Genomic DNA, 16,471 nt, shown 5'->3' with positions numbered 1-16,471 from the left:
TTACCTTCCCCGAAGCCCGTCGAACACCTCGGCGAAGCCGGGCTGGTTCTTGTGGGCGATGCCCGAGCGCGCGGCCTCGATGACGAGCGGCTGCGGGTGGCCGTGAAGCGAGGCGATGATGATCTGCTTCACGACGTGGTAGATCGCGGCGTCCGCGTCGATCACCTGCTTCAGCCTGTTGGCGATCGGCCCGACCAGGCCGTAGGCGAGGAGCACGCCCAGGAAGGTGCCGACCAGCGCCGAGCCGATCATGCCGCCCAGAATGGCGGGCGGCTTGTCGATCGAACCCATGGTCTTCACCACGCCCAGCACCGCGGCGACGATGCCCAGCGCCGGCAGCGCGTCCGCCAGGTTCTGCAGCGTGTGCTGCGGCCCCTCGACCTCGTGGTGGTGCGTCTTGATGGCGTTGTCGACCACGTCCTCCACCGCGTGCACGTCGAGCGTGCCCGACGAAACCACGACGAGGCGCAGCGTGTCGGCGATCAGGTTGACGAGCGTGTGGTCGGCCAGAAGCCGGGGATATTCGGCGAACAGCGCGGAGGACTTGGGGTCCTCGACGTGCGGCTCCAGCGCGATCGGCCCCTCGGTCCGCAGCATCTTCATGAGCTTGGACACGAGGAAGATGACGTCCAGATAATCCTGCTTCTTGTACTTCGGCCCCTTGAAGACCTTGCCCAGGCCGGAGCCCATGGCCTTGAGCTCGGCGCCCGAATTGCCGATGATGAGCGCGCCCAGGGCGGCGCCGCCGATGATGAGCATCTCGTGCGGGAGCGCGTGCATGACGGGCCCGAGCGCGCCGCCGGTGATGGCGAACCCGCCGAACACCATGGCGATGAGGACGACGAAGCCGATAGCCGGAAACATGGAACTGGTTACTTCCCCCAAGCGGTACGACGACCGTTAACCGTGAGAGGTGGACAAGAGGTTAGCGGGAGCGGGTTTTTGGCCCCGTGCCGTCGTCCGTTGGTCGGACCCGATCCCGGAACGCCCTAAGGACGTCACCCCGGCCTTGAGCCGGGGCCCCGCTTCTTCTCCGGCCTGTGGGCGAGAAAGCGGGACCCCGGGTCAAGCCCGGGATGACGAAGGGAGCGGCGCGTGCGCCGGTGCGGAGGTCAGCGCAGATAATCGAACAGCGACAGGCTCGACAGCTTGGCGAAGCTCGCCTGCGTCGCTTGCAGGATCGTCATGGTCTTCTGCAGCTCGGTCACGGTTTCTGTGATGTCCGCGTCCTCCAGCCCGGACCGCGCCTCCTCGCGGTTCGCGGCGGTGGCCTGCATCTGCGCGGCGAGCATGTCGATCCGCGCGCCCCGTGCGCCGAGCGACGCCTGGGCGGTCTCCGTCTGGTCGAGCGCCGCGGCCATGTCCGCCTTGAGGTCGTCGGTCATCTCGCCGCCCGCCTCCAGCACCGCCACGATGTCGGCCACCACGGCGATCACGTCGGTCGGGCCCTTCTTGCCCTCGAAGCCGAACACGCGGTCCGCCGCGTCGTTCGCCTGGATCGTCTGGCCGTCGCCCACCGGCATCGCCGTCGGCACCGTCTGCGCGAGCGTGTAGGACCCGTCCGGCTGCAGCGTCGCCGCCGCCTCGCCGCCGGCGCCGCCGAACAGCGGCAGCCCGCGCCCGTCCGTCGTATTGACGAGCTGCACCAGCGCCTCGGCGATGTCGTTGAGCTCGATCGCGATGACCTTGCGGTCGCCCGGGTTCATCGTGCCGTTGGCGGCGCGGATCGCCAGCTCGGACGCGCGCTGCAGCTGGCCGTTGACCTCGCCCAGCACGGTGTCCGCCTGGGCGAGCACGCTGCCGGCGAGCTTCAGGTTCGCGCCGTAAGTCGCGTCGTCGGCCTTCGCCTGGCGCAGACCCTCGAGCCGGCGATAGGCGAGCGCGTCGTCGGACGGCGCGGCCAAGCGCTTGCCCGTGGCGATCTGCACCTGCAGCGCGTCGGCGCGCGACGCGAGCCGGCCCATGTTGCGCGCGGCCGCGTCGTAGAAGCGGTTGGTGGGCACCTGCATCAGCGGATCTCCAGGATCGATTGCAGCGTCTCGCGGGCGACCTGGATCACGCGGCTGGACGCTTGGTATGCCTGCTGGAAGCGGATCAGGTCCACCGCCTCCCGGTCGAGGTCGACGCCCGACACCGCCTCGCGCGCGGCCACCGCGCCATCGCGGATCGCCGCCTGCGCGTCGGCGACCAGCCGGCGCTGGTTGAGCGCGGTCGCGTTGATCGTGGTCATGTCGGCGAGCTTCGCCTCGAACCCGAGCGACGCGCGCGCCTGCTGCAACGCTTCGAGGTTGGACGCGTCGCGCGGACGGTTGGCGGCGCCGGCGGCCGCGATGTTCTCGGGCTCGACGGTCGGCGACACGTTGAACGTCGCCAGCGTGGTCCCGACGAAGATGTCGGGGCCGGGACCGTTCGTCAGGTCGAAGCCGTTCGCCTGGTTGTCGTTGACCGCGTCGGCCAGGTCTTGGGCGAGCTGCTCCACGCGGGTGCGCGCGTCGAAGGTGCGGCCGGCCGCGTCGACGATCGCGCCCAGCGATCCGCCGTTCGGTTGGATGGCGTCGGCCTGGCCCGCCAGATAGACGGCGAAGGACGCGACGCCCGTCGTCGCGCGCGAATAGGCTACGTCGCCCGACATGGCGCCCGTCACGAACACGGGGCCGTTGGACGCCCCCAGCCGCACGGTCGCGCGGCCGATGTCGTCGATGGCGACGCTGACGTCGGCGAGGCCGCTCATCGCGTCGAGCAGCCGGTCGCGTTCGTCCGCCATCGCCGCGGCCGCGGAGGAGCCGGGCGTGATGCGCCCGATCTTCTCGTTGATCACCGCCAGCGCGCGGCCGAAGCCGTCGAGCTTGTCGGTGAGGTCGCGCGCGGTCTCGTCGATCTGCGCCTGAACCTTGTCGAGCGCCGCGCCCGTGGCGCGGAACGAGCCCGCCACCGCCGCCGCCTGCTCCAGCATCACCGCGCGCGCGGCGATCGAGGACGGGTCGGCGGCGAGCTGGCGCGCCGAGTTGAAGAAGCCGGTAACGCGCGCGGGCAGGCCTGCGCCGGTCAGCGCGTCCTCGATCCGGCCCAGCCACTCGATGCCCGCCTCCGTGCGCGAGAGGTCGGAACCGGCGGCGCGCGCCGCGGCGGCCGTGTAGGCGTCGGCGACGCGCGCGATGCCCGTCACCGCGACGCCCATGCCGCGCGTCAGCTTGGTGGGCGAATAGCCGGAGGGCGGGACCGCGATCTCCTGGAGCTCGGTCCGGCGACGGGAGTAACCCTGGACGCCGCTATTGGCGATGTTCTCGGACGTCGTGGTCAGCGCGTTCTGGTACGCGCGCACGCCGCTGGCACCGATGGACAGGAGATCGCTCATTCGGCCACCTTTTCGGGCTCGGCGTTAAGATCGGGTTGCGAGCGCGACAGGAACTCCGTCATGGCGCGGCCGATGCCCATGGGCGCGTGCTCCGCCATGCTCTGGGCGACGAGCTTGTCCTGCATGTCGCGGAACGTGTCGATCGCCTTCGAGTCGAACAGCGGGTCGGCGAGCTTGGCCTTTCGCATGCTGGCCAGCATGAGCCCCGTGAACACGGACTCGAACTGCCGGCCCGCCTTGTCGAGGTTCTCCTTGGTCTCGGCGCGGCCGAGGCCGGACCCGATACCGGTGCGTGCGGTGATTAAGGTCATAGCACGATGAGCTCCGCCTTGAGCGCGCCCGCCTCCTTGAGCGCCTCCAGGATCGCGACGAGGTCCGCGGGCGACGCGCCGATCGCGTTCACCGCCTTCACCACGTCGGCGAGCTTGGGGCCGGGGTTGAGCAGGAACATGGGGCGCTTCTCCTCCTCGACCTGGACGTTCGAGCGCTGCTCGACCGCGGTGACGCCGTCGCTGAAGCCTTCCGGCTGGACGACACGTTGCGATTCGTCGATGCGCACCGTCAGCTTGCCGTGCGTCACCGCCGCCGGACCGACGCGGACCGCCGAGTTGATGACCACGGTGCCCGTGCGGGCGTTGACGATGACCTTGGCCGGCGGCTCGGCCGCGACCACGTCGAGATTCTCGATCTGCGCCATCAGCTGCGCGCGGCCTTGCGCGCCGGCGGGGGCCTGGACGGAGACGGACACGGCGTCGATCGCCTGCGCCGCACCCGATCCGAGCGCGCGATTGATCGCGCCCGCGACGTTCTGGGCCGTGGTGAAATCCGCGCGCTGCAGGTTGAAGGTCAGCACGGGCGACTGCTCGAAGCCGGTCGCCACCGCGCGCTCCACCGTCGCGCCCTCGGGGATGCGGCCGCTGGAAGGAATGTTGACCACGATCTTGGAGCCGTCGGCGCCCTCGGCACCCAGGCCGCCCACGGCCAGGTTGCCCTGCGCCATGGCGTAGATCTGCCCGTCCGCGCCGAGCAACGGCGTCAGCACAAGGCTGCCGCCGCGCAGGCTCTTGGCCCTGCCCAGCGACGCCACGGTGATGTCCAGCTTCTGCCCGGGCTTCGCGAAGGGCGGCAGATCGGCCGTCACCATCACCACCGCCGCGTTCTTCGCGGGCGGGTTGACCCCGGGCGGCAGCTGCAACCCGAAGCGCGATGCGACCGCTTTGAGCGACTGCACCGTGTACTCGAGATTGTCGTCGCCCGTGCCCGGCAGGCCGACGACGACGCCGTAGCCGGTGAGCTGGTTCGATCGGATGCCCTGGAAGGTCCCCAGGTCCTTGACGCGGTCGGCGTGCGCCGGCGCGGCCAGGCCGAGGATCACCAGCGCGGCGAGCAGGAGGCGGATGATGGTCATGGCGTACCTTGTGCCCCGGCTATGGTTACCAAGCCGCTAACCAGGCCGTCAGAACGGGCTGACGACTTGGAAGAAGCGGCTGAGCCAGCCCTGGCGGCTCGCCCGGGCGACGTCGCCCCTGCCGGTGTAGCTGATCTGCGCGTCGGCGACGCGGGTGGAGGCGACGCGGTTGTTCACGTCCACGTCCGCGATGCGCACTAGCCCCTTGATGCGGATGAACTCGTCGCCGCGGTTCAGCGTGACGCGCTTCTGCCCCTGCACCAGCATGGTGCCGTTCGGATAGACCTCGGCGACGGTCACCGAGACCTCGCCGGACAGCGAGTTGGCCTGGTTGGCCGTGCCTACCCCCTCGAAGGAGCGGTCGCCGCCTGCGCGGGCGTCCGTCGGCTTGAACACCGACAGCGGCCCGGTGAGCGGCGCGCGCAGCCCGAACTCGCCGTCCGAATCGAGCTGCGTGCCCGCCGATTTGGACGCGGCGGTGCGCTCGACGAGCACGATGGTGAGCGGGTCGCCCACGCGGCGCGCGCGCCAGCCCTCGTAGAGCGCGGCGTAGCCGTCGGCGACCTGGAAGATCGAGCCGGTGGCGGCGGGCGCGACGGGCGGCGCAGGCCGCGCGGCGGAATAGTCCTCCGCGGGCTGCTTGCGGCCGAACAGCTGCGCGTCCGCGCCGTCGGGCGCGAGCCCCGCCACGAGGAGCGCGCCCGCGACGCCGGCGAGCATGAGCTCGCACCACTGCGCCGCCTGGACGGAGAAGGAGGTTCTGGTCGCCATGGTCAGACGTTCTGGTTAATGTACTTGAGCATGTCGTCGGTCGCCGAGATCATCTTGGAGTTGACCTCATAGGCGCGCTGCGTCTCGATCATGTCGACCAGCTCCTCGACCACGTTGACGTTGGACGCCTCCAGCATCCCCTGGCGGATGCGCGCGCGGCCCTCGATGTTCGGGGCGCCGAGGTTGGCCGGACCCGACGCGGCGGTCTCGACGAGGTAGTTGTCGCCCGTCGCCTGCAGCCCGGCCGAGTTCGGAAAGGTGGCGACCGGGAACTGGCCGAGCTCGACCGGATCGGTCTGGCCCGCGACGGTCGCCGAAATGGTGCCGTCCTCGCCGACGGTGATGTTGGTCGTGCCCTCGGGCACGTTGACGCCCGGCTGCACCACATAGCCTTGCGCGGTGACGATCATCCCCTCCGGGGAGCGCGAGAAGTTGCCGGCGCGGGTGTAGCCGAGCTGGCCGCCGGGCAGCTGCACCTGGAAGTAGCCGTCGCCGTCCAGCGCCAGGTCGAGCGAGTTGCCGGTAATGTTCACCGACCCTTGCGTGTCGATGCGCGCCGTGCCCTGGAGGCGTACGCCCGTGCCGAGGTTGAGGCCGACGGCGTAGCGCGTCTCCGCGGTCGACTGCGCGCCCGGCGCGGTGACGACTTGGTACGCCAGCGTCTCGAACGCCGCGCGGTCGCGCTTGTAGCCCGTTGTGCTGACGTTCGCGAGGTTGTTCGAGATGACCCGCATGCGCATGTCCTGGGCGTCGAGCCCGGTGCGCGCGATGTGCATGGCGGCGGAACCCATGATCCTATTCCTTCTTAGCTAGGCAGCCGCATCAGCGACGCGGATTGTTCGTCCATGGAGCGGGCCTCCTTCAGGAGGTTGGCCTGCACCTCGTAGGAGCGCTGGTTCTCGATCATGTCGACCAGCGCCTGCGTCATGTTGACGTTGGAGCCCTCCAGCGCGCCGGTCTGGACCTTGGCGTCCAGGTCCTCCGGCAGCACGCCCCCGCCGCGCACGCGCAGCAGGTTGTCCAGGCCCTTGACCGTGTTCGAGCCCCTGGGGTCGGCCAGCTTGAGCCGGTCGATCGCCTGGGGCTGGTTCGGGTCGCCCCCGCGCGGCACGATGGTGATCGAACCGTCCGCGGCGATCGCGACCTTGTCGGCAGGCGGCAAGGTGATGGGGCCCCCCGACCCCATCACCAGGAACCCGTCGCCGGTCTGGAGCACGCCCGCCTCGGTGACCGACAGGTCGCCGCGCCGGGTGTACGCCTCCGTGCCGTCCGCCGCCTGCACCGCGAGCCAGGCGTCGCCCTGCATCGCGATGTCGAGCGGGCGGCCGGTCGTCTGGATCGCGCCCGGCGAGCGGTCGGCGTCCGTGATCTCCTCGGAGGTCGGCGTGCGCGCCTGCAAGGCCGCCCCGCCGCCCTTCAGCTCGATCCGGTCGAACACGACGCGGTCGGCCCGGTATCCCGTGGTGGACACGTTCGCCATGTTGTTGGCGATCGCCGCCTGCGCCTGCATGTGCGCGCGCAGGCCCGTCGCCGCCGTGTAGACCAGCTTGTCCATCTACCCGAGTCCCCGCCCCTTCTCGCTTACGAGCGGATGTTGAAGATGGTGGTGGCGATCTGCGCCGAGGTGTCGAGCGCCTTGGCGTTCGCCTGGAAGTTGCGCTGCGCGGCGATCAGGCCGACCAGCTCCTCCGTGATGTCGACGTTGGAGCCCTCGATCGTGCCCGACATGACCGAACCGCGCCCGTCGTCGCCCGCGACCGACAGCATCGGCACGCCCGATACGGCGGTCGAGGTCCAGTAGCTGTTGCCCGTCTGGCGCAGGCCCTCGGGCGTGGTGAAGCCTGCGAGCGGGATCTTGCCCAAGGGCACGATCGCGCCGTCGGAGAAGGCGGCCGACAGCAGGCCCGTCTTGTCCACGGTGACGCTGGTGAACTCGCCCACGGTGGCACCGTCTTGGCTCTTGCCCTGGACGGAGAAGGGAGACGCGGTCTGCGTTGAGCCGGCGAAGTTGATCGCCAGCGGCTGGGTCGTCGTCATGCCCTTGGGCGTGAACGGATCATAGTCGATCGGTGCGGTCGGCGTGGCGAGCGCCCCCGTCGCGTCGAAGCTCAGCGTCGTCGAGGGCGCGCCGCCGACCAGGAGCTGCGTGTCGCCCACATAGCTGTACACGGTCCAGTCGTTCGTGGGCGTGCCGGTCGCGTCCTCCTGGCGGACGTAATAGTTGGTCAACGTCATCGCGTTGCCCTCCTCGTCGTAGATGCGCGTCGAGGTGGAGCTGTTGTAGGTGGACGCGTTGCCGCGGTTGAACGCCACCGTCGGCGGAACCGCCGCGTTCGAGAAGTTCTTGTTGAGCGAGACGTTCTCCGTCGCGATCGGCACGCCGTTCACCGCGGGGATCTGGATCGCCTGAAGACCATCCACCCCCGTCGCCGACACTTCCCCATTCGCATCGACGGGATAGGCCTGGAGGTACGAGCCCTGCGCGTCGACGACGTAGCGGTTCACGTCGACCGCGAACGCGCCGTTGCGCGTGAAGGAGACCGCGCCGTCGAGCGAGCCCGTCTTCACCGCGAAGAAGCCGTCTCCGGAGATGGCGAGGTCGAGCGCCTTGCCCGTCGAGGTGAGATTGCCCTGGGTGAACTGCTGGGTGTTGGTCTTCACCACCACGCCCGAACCGATCGCCTTGCGCGGATCGGTCGACAGGTTGGACGCGATCACGTCCGCGAAGTCGGTGCGCGACTTCTTGAAGCCGCTGGTCGCGACGTTGGCGAGGTTGTGCGAGATGGTGCCCATCTCGGTCTGCATGGCCTTGAGGCCGGAGAGCGACGTGTAGAAGGTCATGGGTTACTCCTGAGCGAGAGAGGAATCAGCCGATCTTGCGGACGGCGGTGACGGGGATGGGGCCGACGCCGGCCGCGTCGAGCACGGGTGAGCCTGAGCTGAGCGAGACGGACTGGACGGGCGCCCAGACGAGCGGCTCGGCGACGACCGCGCCGTTCGCGCCCGCGGCGTAGGTCGAAACGGCGAACGGGCCGGGGCCGGCGTCCTCGCCCCCGTCGGTCTTGCCGTCCCAGTCGAACTCGACCGCGCCGGCCTTCTGCTTGCCGAGCTGCAGCGTCTTGAGCGTCCGGCCTTCGGCGTCGGCGATCGAGACCTCGACCACGTCGGCGTCGGCGGCCAGCTCCACGCCGCCCGCGATGCCTCCGTCGGTGCGGCCATAAGCGACCGAGCCCTCCGTCAGCACGGTGCGCCCGACATAGGCCATCGCGTCGGCCGCCGTGGTGGCGTTCAGCTTGTCGGCGATGGTCTTCAGCGTCGTCGACATCTCGGAGATGCCAGCGAGCGAGGAGAACTGCGCCATCTGGGCGACCATTTGCGTGTTGTCGACCGGATCGAACGGATCCTGGTTCTTCATCTGCGCGGTCATCAGTTTCAGGAAGTCGGCCTGGCCGAGCGTCTGGCTGCCCTTGCCCTTGACCTGGTTCGCGGTCGTCTGCGCGGCGATGCCCAGGTTCTTGAGCGTGGCGTCGAAGGAGCTCGCCATGATCAGCGTCCCAGCTTGAGCGTGTCGACGATGAGCGACTTGGCCGTCTGCATCACCTCGACGTTGTTCTGATAGGTGCGCGCGGTCTCCATCATGTCGACCAGCTCGCGCGTCTCGTCCACCGCCGCGTCGAAGACGTTGCCGTCCTGGTCGGCGAGCGGGTTGGACGGGTCGTAACGCTTGGTCGGCACCTCGCCGGCCGTCACGACCTTCTCGACGTCGACGGTCGCCATGCCCGACGCCTTGTCGAAGGTCGTCCGGAACACGGGCTTCATCGAGCGGTAGGCGGTGGCCTCCGACCCCGCGATCCCGCCGGCATTGGCCAGGTTGGACGCGGTGGTGTTCATGCGCACGAGCTGCGCCGACATGGCGCGCCCGGCGACTTGGAAGATCGACAAGGGACGATCCATCTTATTCCCCCTTCAGCGCGCGGGTGATGGTGCCGATGCGCCCGTTCAGGAACGCCAGCGTCGTGTGGTACTGGACGGCGTTCTCGGCGAACGCGGTCTGCTCCAGCGACAGCTCGACGGTGTTGCCGTCCATCGAAGGCTGGGTCGGCACGCGGTACTTGACCGCGCCGTCCAGCGTCGGACGGCCGCCCTCCATCGAACCGAGCGCGGCGTTGAAATCGATGTCGCGCGCCTTGAAGTTCGGCGTGGACGCGTTGGCGATGTTGGACGCCAGCATGCCCATGCGCTGCGAGCGGACCTGCAGCGCGGCGCCGTGCACCCCGAATAATTTGTCGAACGCCACCATCGGCCTCCCGAGCGCACCATTGCGCAGCGGGGTTCTCGCAAAGGGCATGCCAAATGCGTTTGGGAGGGCGGACAGGCGGGTGCGGCGGGTCCGGGCGGCAAAGGCTTGCCGGTCGGGCGGCAATGTTGCCGGTCTCCTTCCCGTCATTCCTCCCCCGCCCACGGCGGGGGAGGGGGACCAGCGCAGCTGGTGGAGGGGGAGCAACGGGATGCGGCATCGCCCTGTACCCCCTCCACCACGCCGCAAGAGCGGCGCGGTCCCCCTCCCCCGCAACTGCGTTGCGGGGGAGGAATAAGGAAGACTCACTTGGCCCACCGCTTGCATCAACCTCCCGCGTGACACTCGCGTTCGACCAGTTCCTCGACCCCACCGCCGCCGCGCTCGTGCTCGGCGGCACCGCGCTCGCCACCTTGCTCAGAGCGCCGCCCTCGCATCTGCGGCGCGCGCTGGGCAGCCTCCTGACGCTGTTCCGCGTGCCCTTCTCCGCCGATCCCCTGCTCGAACAGATCGACCTGCAGGACCGCGTCGCGCGCAAGCACGGGACGCACGCGCTCGACCGCTTCGTCGTGGCCGACCGCGACGTCCGCGACGCGATCTCCGCGATCGTCGACGGCGCGGACGGCGCGGACGTGGCCGCCGCCCTCGCGCACGCGCGACGCGCACGAGTAGAACGCCACCTCGCCGCCGCCGACGTCTGGTCGGGGGTGGCCGAGGTCGCGCCCGCCATGGGCATGATCGGCACGCTCATCGGTTTGGCCCAGATGTTCGCCAAAATGGGCGACCCCGCCCGGATCGGCGGCGCGATGGCGGTGGCGCTGCTAGCGACGCTCTACGGCGCGGTGCTCGCCAACCTCATCGCCGCACCCATCGCCGCGCGGTTGCGCGCGCTCGCCCGCGCGGAGGCGTTCGAGCGCACCCGCCTGGAAGCGCCGCTCACCGCGCTCGCCGCGCGTGAAGCGCCCACGCATCTGAGCGCCGCGGCGTGAACGACTTTCCCGAACCCGTCGTGCCTAAGCCGCTCTGGCTGATGACGCTCGCCGACCTGGCGCTGCTGCTGCTCGGCTTCATGCTGCTCGTCCAGGCGACTGCTGCGCCCAAGCGCGAGGAGCTCAGCCGCTCGTTGCGCGACGCGTTCGCCCCGAGCGAGCCCCCGCTCATGCCGGTAACCTCGTTCGCCGTCCGCTTCGGGACCGGCTCCGCCGCGATCGCCGACCCTGCGCCGCTCATCGCCTGGGCGCGCGAGAACGTCCGCGATCCGCGCGTCGAGCTGACCGTCACCGCCGCGGTCGACGGCTCGGCCGCCGATACGGGCCCGGGCGGTCCCGCGCTGCTCGCGCTCGACCGCGCCCGCGCCGTCGCGCAGCTATTGTCGGGCGTCGTCCCGCCCCGCCGCCTTCGCCTGTCCACCGATCCTCGTCCCCGCGGCCGCACCGCGACCGTGACGCTCGCCTTCGCCGGCGAGCGCCCCTGATGGAGTATCCGATGCTTCCCCTATTGCTGCTCGCCGGAACCGCGGCGTTCCAGAACACCGCTGCGCTCGACCGCTCGGTCGCCGCCTTCACCGGCCACGCCGTCGGCGAGGAGGGCGGCGCGCGCGCGCCCGTCGACCCGCGGCTCAAGCTCGCCGCCTGCCCGACCGTCGCGCTCTCCTGGCGCTCGCCCACGCAGGACGCGGTGGTCGTCGCCTGCTCCGGGCCGGACTGGCGCATCTTCGTGCCGGTGAAGCGGTCCGCGCCGGTCGCGGCCGCCGCGACCGCTCCCGCCGTCGGACGGGCTACGCCCGCCGGCCGGGCGGATGACCGGCTTGCGCCGGTCATCCGCCGCGGCGATCCCGTCGTGATCGAGGCCGGAACCGCCGGCTTCACCATCTCGCGCGAGGGCGTGGCGATGGGCGACGCGGCCCCCGGCGGCCGCTTCATGGTCCGCGTCGCGGACGCCCGCGCGCCCGTCCAGGCGGTCGCCGTCGAGGGCGGTCGGGCGACGCTGCCGGGCTGGGTCCGTTAGGGGACTAAATATTCCGCGCGTCCTGCCGTATCATCATCCGACACCGCTAAAGGACAGGTGCGGACATGGTGGACTCGGTAGGCGGCAAGCCTTTCACGGTTGGAGATCGGAACGTCGGACGCGTCGAGCGCGCCGCACCGCTCCGCGCGGCCGAAACGCCCGCGCGGACCGATGCGCAGCCCGCCGCGTCGGGCCTGGGCCAGGTCGCCCGCGACCTCGCCTCGGTGCCCCCGGTGGACAGCGAGCGCGTATCGCGCATCCGCCGCGCCATCGCCGAGGGCAGGTTCCCCCTGGCCCCGGCCACGGTCGCCGACCGCCTCCTCGCATTCAAGCTGAATTGGACTGGTGATGACCAAGCGTAAGGCGCTGCTCCAGGTGATCGACGCGCTGCACGACGAGATCGCGGCGCTGAAGACGAACAACGTCGTCGCGCTCGAGCGCGCGACCACGCGCAAGCTCGCCGGTATCGAGGCGATCGCGGCGGCCGGCACCGGTCCCGTCGGCGCGGAGCTGCGCGAGCTCGCCGACGAGGCGAACCGCCTGAACGAGACCTGCCGCATCTATGCGAACCTGATGGCGGCAAATGTTCGCCGCCGCCTGCAGATCCTGACCGGCGATGCGGCGGCCGGTTATCGGCCCACGGTGCGCGCGTTCGCGTAGATCCAGTTCCTAAGCTCTAGCTCCACCCCGGCGTAGGCCGGGGCCCAGTCACGATGGTCCTCGGGCGTGGGCACTCCCGCTCGTAAGGTGGCCGTTATTGGGCCCCGGCCTACGCCGGGGTGGCGCTGTTTGTGGGCCAGGGCACGCGACCTGGAGCTCTGCCGCGACTTTTCTCCATAACAGCACACGCCGCGGCAAAGCCGCGCCGTCGATCCTCGCGTCGCGCGAGGTCGGCCGAGCTGGCGCGAGTGCGATGTAGCTTCGCTACCCCGTCTCTCGCGCTGCACTTTGGCACACCCCTTGCAGCACTCATCGCTGCAATGACCATAAACGCCATCTCCGCCAACCGCGTCCAGCAGGCGATCGCCTTCGCCTCCAGCCGCACCGGGATCGACTTCGACTACCTGCTCGGCCAGGCGAAGATCGAATCCGGGCTCAACGCCACCGCCCGCGCGCGCACCTCGTCGGCGACCGGGCTGTACCAGTTCATCGACCAGAGCTGGCTCGCCGTGGTGAAGCGCCACGGCCACGAGCACGGGCTCGGCTGGGCCGCCGACGCGATCGGGCGCAACGGCTCCGGCCGGTTCACGGTGGGCGACCCCGCGACGCGCCAGGCGATCCTGAACCTGCGCAACGATCCGGCGGCGGCGTCCTTGATGGCGGCGAGCCACGCGTCCGACAACAAGGCCGCGCTGGAGGGCAAGCTCGGCCGCCCCGCGACCGGCACCGACCTCTATATAGCGCACTTCCTGGGCCTGGGCGGGGCGAGCAAGTTCCTGTCGACCATGCAGTCCAATCCGGACGCGAACGGCGCGGCGCTGTTCCCCGCCGCCGCGCGCGCCAACCGCAACATCTTCTACGACCGCGGCGGCCAGCCCCGCTCGCTCGAGCAGATCTACGAGCGCTTCGCCGCCAAGCTCGGCGACGGCGCCGCGACCGCGTCGAGCCCCGTCGGCTATGCGAGCCAAGCGCTGGAGACGAACGGCGGCACGGTGATCACCGGCTCGGAGAGCGCGGGAGACGCGCTCGCCTGGGCCAAGGCGGCGATGACGCGCTTCGGCGACGAGCCCGAGCGGCCGCGCACCGCGCTGAACGTCATGCGCCCGACGCCCGAGAACGCCCGGCTGGCGTACATGATGCTCGCGACGATGGGGGCCTGAGGCGATGGGCAAGTTCCTCCCCCACGCCCGCGGCTCCGCCCTGCCGCTCGCCATCCTGATGCTCGTCGTCATCATGGTGGTGCCGATCCCGGCGGCGCTGCTCGATGTGTTCTTCGTCGTGAACATCGCGATCAGCCTCGCGGTGCTGATGGTCGCTCTGAATGCGCAGAAGCCGCTGGACTTCTCCGCCTTCCCGACGGTGCTGCTGTTCGCCACGCTGTTCCGCCTGGGCCTCAACGTCGCGTCCACCCGCATCGTGCTGGTGCACGGGCACGAGGGCTCGGCCGCCGCCGGCCATGTCATCGAGGCGTTCGGCGAGTTCCTGATCGGCGGCGACTACGTCGTCGGCATCTTCGTCTTCGCGATCCTGATGATCATCAACCTGATCGTCGTGACCAAGGGCGCGGGCCGCGTCTCCGAAGTGTCCGCCCGCTTCACCCTCGACGCGCTGCCCGGCAAGCAGATGGCGATCGACGCCGACCTGAACGCCGGCCTGATGACGCCCGACGAGGCCAAGGCGCGCCGCGTCGAGGTGTCGACCGAGGCCGACTTCTACGGCTCGATGGACGGTTCGTCCAAGTTCGTGAAGGGCGACGCCATCGCCGCGCTGCTGATCCTCGCGGCCAACGTCATCGGCGGCCTGATCTTAGGCCCCGTCAGCCACGGCATGTCGATCGGCGACGCGGCGAAGGCTTACGTGCTGCTCGCGATCGGCGACGCGCTCGTGGCGCAGCTGCCGGCGCTGATGCTCTCCATCGCCGCCGCCGCCATCGTCACGCGCGTGTCGTCGGACAAGGACCTGGCGGGCCAGATCGGCGGCCAGTTCGGCTCCTCGCGCACCTGGACGCCCGTCGCCGTCATCCTCGGCCTGCTCGGCGTGTTCCCGGGCATGCCGCACCTCGTGATTCTGCCCGCCGCCGCGGTGGCCGGCTTCGCGGCGTGGAAGCTGCGCCAGATCGAGCGCCGCCCTCCCCCGCCCGCCCCTGCCGCCGCGCCCGAGCCCGTCGACACGTCGCGCATCGACTGGTCGGACGTGTCGGACGGCATGCAGGTGCACCTCGACATCGGCTACGGCCTCGTGCCGCTCGTCGACGAGCGCAAGGGCGCGCCGCTGATGGGCCGCATCACGGGCGTTCGCCGCCAGCTGTCCAAGGATTTGGGCTTCGTCGTGCCGCAGGTGCGCGTCCGCGACGACATCAACCTGGCTCCCTATACCTATCGCCTCCTCGTCGGCGGCATCGTGGTGGGCGAGGACCAGGTCTCGCCCGACGAGATGCTGGCGCTCGACACCGGCCAGGCGGTCGGCCCCGTGCGCGGCAAGGTTGCGCGCGATCCGACCTTCGGCCTGGAGGCGACCTGGATCGCGCCCGGCGACGCCGACGCCGCGACCGGTATGGGCTATCTGGTGGTCGACGCCGGCACGGTGGTCGCGACGCACCTGAACCACGCGCTCGGCCAGAACGCCGCCGACCTGCTGGGCCCCGACGAGGTCCAGGCGCTGCTCGACGGCCTGAAGGAGCGCAACCCGCAGCTGGTCGGCTCGCTGACGCCGCAGCCGCTGCCGCTGACCACGCTGACGCAGGTGCTCAAGGGCCTGCTCGCCGAGGGCGTCAGCCTCAAGGAGTTCCGCCGCATCGCGTCCGCCGTCGCCGCCGCCGCGCAGCGTAGCGCGCAGGCCGACGAGATCGTAGAGCTGATCCGGCCGGAGCTGGGCGGGCTCATCGTCCAGAAGCTGTGCGGCGTCCGCGAGCCCTTGCGCGTCATGACCTTGGAGGGGCAGCTCGAAGGGCTGCTCGGCCAGGCGATGCGCGCCGACCCCGGCCGCCACGTCATCGAGCCCGAGCTCGGCCGCCGCATCATGGACGCGGTCAGTCGCGCCGCCCAGCCGCTCCTCAGCGAAGCCAAGCCCTTCGCACTCGTCGTCCAACCCGCCATTCGCGTCGCGATCCGCAAGCTGATGAAGTCGTGCCTGCCCGACACCCCGGTGCTCTCCTTCTTCGAGGTGCCCGAGGAGAAACAGGTCGAAGTCGTCGCCGTGATCGGCGCGCCCGGAGCCCTGCCCGCATGAGCCTGTACAATCCCGGTTCGTTCGATAACGCCCAACCCGTCACTTATAAGCCGAACCGCGGCACCGATGACGCGATCCGGCAGCACCTGCCGCTCGTCCGCCGGCTCGCTTGGCACGTCCATGGCTCGATGAGTACGAGCGTGGACGTCGAGGACCTGGTCCAGGTGGGCCTGGTCGCGCTGGTCGAGGCGCTGGCGTCGGCGGAGGCGCGCTCGGGTCCCGAGTTCCGCCAGTATCTGACGACGCGGCTGCGCGGCGCGATGATCGACGAGCTCCGCCGCCAGGCGACGGGCAGCCGCGGCGCAATGCGCCGCCGTCGCGAATACGCCCGCGCCGTCGAGCAGCTGACGCTGGAGCTGGGCCGCGCGCCGGGCGACGCGGAGGTCGCAGGCAGGCTGGGCGTCACGCCCGACAAGCTGCGCCAGGAATACGCCGCGGCGGACGGGGTCAGGCTGGAGTCGATCGACGACGTCTATCAGGACGACCTGCCCTGGTTCGCGTCTTCCGAGCCCGACGCGTTCGACGCGTTGGCGGAGGGCGAGCAGCGCGACGCGCTGGTCGCGGCGATCGCGGGCCTACCCGAGCGCGAGCAGCTGGTGATCCAGCTCTACTATGTCGAGGAACTCAACCTCGAGGAGATCGGCCAGGTGCTCGGCGTCGGCCAAGCGCGCGTGTGCCAGATCAAGAAGAGCGCGCATGATCGGCTGAAGAGAGCGTTGGCGGGATAATCCCTCCCCTCTCCCCC

Annotated in this window: 20 protein-coding genes; 8 read left to right on the top strand and 12 right to left on the bottom strand. The window is 70.4% G+C overall.

The window, feature by feature from the left end; translation table 11 throughout:
* The 12 genes from motA to CKY28_RS10130 form a co-directional block, all read right to left on the bottom strand.
* Positions 1–864: a flagellar motor stator protein MotA gene (gene motA, locus CKY28_RS10185; protein ID WP_095998206.1), complete on the bottom strand. Its 864-nt coding sequence runs from the start codon at positions 862–864 to the stop codon at positions 1–3.
* Positions 865–1,112: 248 nt separating this feature from the next.
* A complete protein-coding gene (locus CKY28_RS10180; protein ID WP_095998205.1) occupies positions 1,113–2,009 on the bottom strand; it encodes a flagellin N-terminal helical domain-containing protein in 897 nt (298 codons plus the stop codon).
* The gene (gene flgK / locus CKY28_RS10175; protein ID WP_095998204.1) at positions 2,009–3,355 is read right to left on the bottom strand and encodes a flagellar hook-associated protein FlgK; all 1,347 of its coding nucleotides are present in this window, start codon (positions 3,353–3,355) and stop codon (positions 2,009–2,011) included. Before flgK ends, CKY28_RS10180 begins: the two co-directional genes overlap by 1 nt.
* On the bottom strand, positions 3,352–3,666 hold the full coding sequence (locus CKY28_RS10170) for a rod-binding protein (RefSeq protein WP_095998203.1): 315 nt from the start codon (positions 3,664–3,666) through the stop codon (positions 3,352–3,354). Before CKY28_RS10170 ends, flgK begins: the two co-directional genes overlap by 4 nt.
* Entirely contained in the window at positions 3,663–4,763 is a 1,101-nt protein-coding gene (locus CKY28_RS10165) for a flagellar basal body P-ring protein FlgI (RefSeq protein WP_095998202.1), read from the bottom strand. Before CKY28_RS10165 ends, CKY28_RS10170 begins: the two co-directional genes overlap by 4 nt.
* Before the next feature lie 48 nt (positions 4,764–4,811).
* Positions 4,812–5,483 (bottom strand): flagellar basal body L-ring protein FlgH, encoded by a 672-nt coding sequence (locus CKY28_RS10160; protein ID WP_245841821.1) that lies wholly within the window; start codon positions 5,481–5,483, stop codon positions 4,812–4,814.
* Between the two features lie 53 nt (positions 5,484–5,536).
* Positions 5,537–6,325 carry a flagellar basal-body rod protein FlgG gene (gene flgG / locus CKY28_RS10155; RefSeq protein ID WP_095998200.1) on the bottom strand — a complete coding sequence of 263 codons (789 nt, stop codon included), beginning with the start codon at positions 6,323–6,325 and terminating at the stop codon, positions 5,537–5,539.
* Between the two features lie 14 nt (positions 6,326–6,339).
* Positions 6,340–7,089, bottom strand: a complete 750-nt coding sequence (gene flgF / locus CKY28_RS10150) for a flagellar basal-body rod protein FlgF (RefSeq protein WP_095998199.1) — start codon at positions 7,087–7,089, stop codon at positions 6,340–6,342.
* 26 nt (positions 7,090–7,115) lie between these two features.
* Positions 7,116–8,375 carry a flagellar hook protein FlgE gene (locus CKY28_RS10145; RefSeq protein WP_095998198.1) on the bottom strand — a complete coding sequence of 420 codons (1,260 nt, stop codon included), beginning with the start codon at positions 8,373–8,375 and terminating at the stop codon, positions 7,116–7,118.
* Positions 8,376–8,400: 25 nt separating this feature from the next.
* On the bottom strand, positions 8,401–9,078 hold the full coding sequence (locus CKY28_RS10140) for a flagellar hook assembly protein FlgD (RefSeq protein WP_095998197.1): 678 nt from the start codon (positions 9,076–9,078) through the stop codon (positions 8,401–8,403).
* A gap of 2 nt (positions 9,079–9,080) precedes the next feature.
* On the bottom strand, positions 9,081–9,488 hold the full coding sequence (gene flgC, locus CKY28_RS10135) for a flagellar basal body rod protein FlgC (RefSeq protein WP_095998196.1): 408 nt from the start codon (positions 9,486–9,488) through the stop codon (positions 9,081–9,083).
* A gap of 1 nt (position 9,489) precedes the next feature.
* Positions 9,490–9,834, bottom strand: coding sequence for a flagellar basal body rod protein FlgB (locus CKY28_RS10130; RefSeq protein WP_095998195.1), 345 nt, complete (start codon positions 9,832–9,834; stop codon positions 9,490–9,492).
* A 335-nt stretch (positions 9,835–10,169) separates the two neighbouring features.
* Between CKY28_RS10130 and CKY28_RS10125 the strand changes: the two genes are divergently transcribed.
* The 8 genes from CKY28_RS10125 to CKY28_RS10090 all read left to right on the top strand — a co-directional run bounded on the left by CKY28_RS10125 (position 10,170) and on the right by CKY28_RS10090 (position 16,454).
* Positions 10,170–10,820 carry a motility protein A gene (locus CKY28_RS10125; RefSeq protein WP_245841756.1) on the top strand — a complete coding sequence of 217 codons (651 nt, stop codon included), beginning with the start codon at positions 10,170–10,172 and terminating at the stop codon, positions 10,818–10,820.
* Positions 10,817–11,305, top strand: a complete 489-nt coding sequence (locus CKY28_RS10120) for a hypothetical protein (RefSeq protein ID WP_245841754.1) — start codon at positions 10,817–10,819, stop codon at positions 11,303–11,305. The genes CKY28_RS10125 and CKY28_RS10120 overlap by 4 nt, the downstream gene beginning before the upstream one ends.
* Before the next feature lie 11 nt (positions 11,306–11,316).
* Positions 11,317–11,838: a flagella basal body P-ring formation protein FlgA gene (locus CKY28_RS10115; RefSeq protein WP_095998602.1), complete on the top strand. Its 522-nt coding sequence runs from the start codon at positions 11,317–11,319 to the stop codon at positions 11,836–11,838.
* Positions 11,839–11,903: 65 nt separating this feature from the next.
* A complete protein-coding gene (flgM, locus tag CKY28_RS10110; protein ID WP_095998193.1) occupies positions 11,904–12,200 on the top strand; it encodes a flagellar biosynthesis anti-sigma factor FlgM in 297 nt (98 codons plus the stop codon).
* The gene (locus tag CKY28_RS10105) at positions 12,187–12,498 is read left to right on the top strand and encodes a flagellar protein FlgN (RefSeq protein ID WP_095998192.1); all 312 of its coding nucleotides are present in this window, start codon (positions 12,187–12,189) and stop codon (positions 12,496–12,498) included. The genes flgM and CKY28_RS10105 overlap by 14 nt, the downstream gene beginning before the upstream one ends.
* 320 nt (positions 12,499–12,818) lie before the next feature.
* Positions 12,819–13,658, top strand: a complete 840-nt coding sequence (locus tag CKY28_RS10100) for a flagellar biosynthesis protein FlgJ (protein ID WP_095998191.1) — start codon at positions 12,819–12,821, stop codon at positions 13,656–13,658.
* Between the two features lie 4 nt (positions 13,659–13,662).
* Positions 13,663–15,726 (top strand): flagellar biosynthesis protein FlhA, encoded by a 2,064-nt coding sequence (flhA, locus tag CKY28_RS10095; RefSeq protein ID WP_095998190.1) that lies wholly within the window; start codon positions 13,663–13,665, stop codon positions 15,724–15,726.
* The gene (locus tag CKY28_RS10090) at positions 15,723–16,454 is read left to right on the top strand and encodes a sigma-70 family RNA polymerase sigma factor (RefSeq protein WP_095998189.1); all 732 of its coding nucleotides are present in this window, start codon (positions 15,723–15,725) and stop codon (positions 16,452–16,454) included. The genes flhA and CKY28_RS10090 overlap by 4 nt, the downstream gene beginning before the upstream one ends.
* The last annotated feature ends 17 nt before the right edge of the window (positions 16,455–16,471 follow it).

The organism is Sphingomonas lenta (assembly GCF_002288825.1).
In the GTDB taxonomy this organism is placed as follows: domain Bacteria; phylum Pseudomonadota; class Alphaproteobacteria; order Sphingomonadales; family Sphingomonadaceae; genus Sphingomonas; species Sphingomonas lenta.
This window is presented reverse-complemented; position numbering and strand designations above follow the sequence as displayed.

What these genes read in the sequence shown, in the direction of transcription:
- motA (WP_095998206.1), bottom strand. Translation starts at nt 864, where the DNA reads ATGTTTCCGGCTATCGGCTTCGTCGTCCTCATCGCCATGGTGTTCGGC.
- CKY28_RS10180 (WP_095998205.1), bottom strand. Translation starts at nt 2,009, where the DNA reads ATGCAGGTGCCCACCAACCGCTTCTACGACGCGGCCGCGCGCAACATG.
- flgK (WP_095998204.1), bottom strand. Translation starts at nt 3,355, where the DNA reads ATGAGCGATCTCCTGTCCATCGGTGCCAGCGGCGTGCGCGCGTACCAG.
- CKY28_RS10170 (WP_095998203.1), bottom strand. Translation starts at nt 3,666, where the DNA reads ATGACCTTAATCACCGCACGCACCGGTATCGGGTCCGGCCTCGGCCGC.
- CKY28_RS10165 (WP_095998202.1), bottom strand. Translation starts at nt 4,763, where the DNA reads ATGACCATCATCCGCCTCCTGCTCGCCGCGCTGGTGATCCTCGGCCTG.
- CKY28_RS10160 (WP_245841821.1), bottom strand. Translation starts at nt 5,483, where the DNA reads ATGCTCGCCGGCGTCGCGGGCGCGCTCCTCGTGGCGGGGCTCGCGCCC.
- flgG (WP_095998200.1), bottom strand. Translation starts at nt 6,325, where the DNA reads ATGGGTTCCGCCGCCATGCACATCGCGCGCACCGGGCTCGACGCCCAG.
- flgF (WP_095998199.1), bottom strand. Translation starts at nt 7,089, where the DNA reads ATGGACAAGCTGGTCTACACGGCGGCGACGGGCCTGCGCGCGCACATG.
- CKY28_RS10145 (WP_095998198.1), bottom strand. Translation starts at nt 8,375, where the DNA reads ATGACCTTCTACACGTCGCTCTCCGGCCTCAAGGCCATGCAGACCGAG.
- CKY28_RS10140 (WP_095998197.1), bottom strand. Translation starts at nt 9,078, where the DNA reads ATGGCGAGCTCCTTCGACGCCACGCTCAAGAACCTGGGCATCGCCGCG.
- flgC (WP_095998196.1), bottom strand. Translation starts at nt 9,488, where the DNA reads ATGGATCGTCCCTTGTCGATCTTCCAAGTCGCCGGGCGCGCCATGTCG.
- CKY28_RS10130 (WP_095998195.1), bottom strand. Translation starts at nt 9,834, where the DNA reads ATGGTGGCGTTCGACAAATTATTCGGGGTGCACGGCGCCGCGCTGCAG.
- CKY28_RS10115 (WP_095998602.1), top strand. Translation starts at nt 11,317, where the DNA reads ATGCTTCCCCTATTGCTGCTCGCCGGAACCGCGGCGTTCCAGAACACC.
- flgM (WP_095998193.1), top strand. Translation starts at nt 11,904, where the DNA reads ATGGTGGACTCGGTAGGCGGCAAGCCTTTCACGGTTGGAGATCGGAAC.
- CKY28_RS10105 (WP_095998192.1), top strand. Translation starts at nt 12,187, where the DNA reads ATGACCAAGCGTAAGGCGCTGCTCCAGGTGATCGACGCGCTGCACGAC.
- CKY28_RS10100 (WP_095998191.1), top strand. Translation starts at nt 12,819, where the DNA reads ATGACCATAAACGCCATCTCCGCCAACCGCGTCCAGCAGGCGATCGCC.
- flhA (WP_095998190.1), top strand. Translation starts at nt 13,663, where the DNA reads ATGGGCAAGTTCCTCCCCCACGCCCGCGGCTCCGCCCTGCCGCTCGCC.
- CKY28_RS10090 (WP_095998189.1), top strand. Translation starts at nt 15,723, where the DNA reads ATGAGCCTGTACAATCCCGGTTCGTTCGATAACGCCCAACCCGTCACT.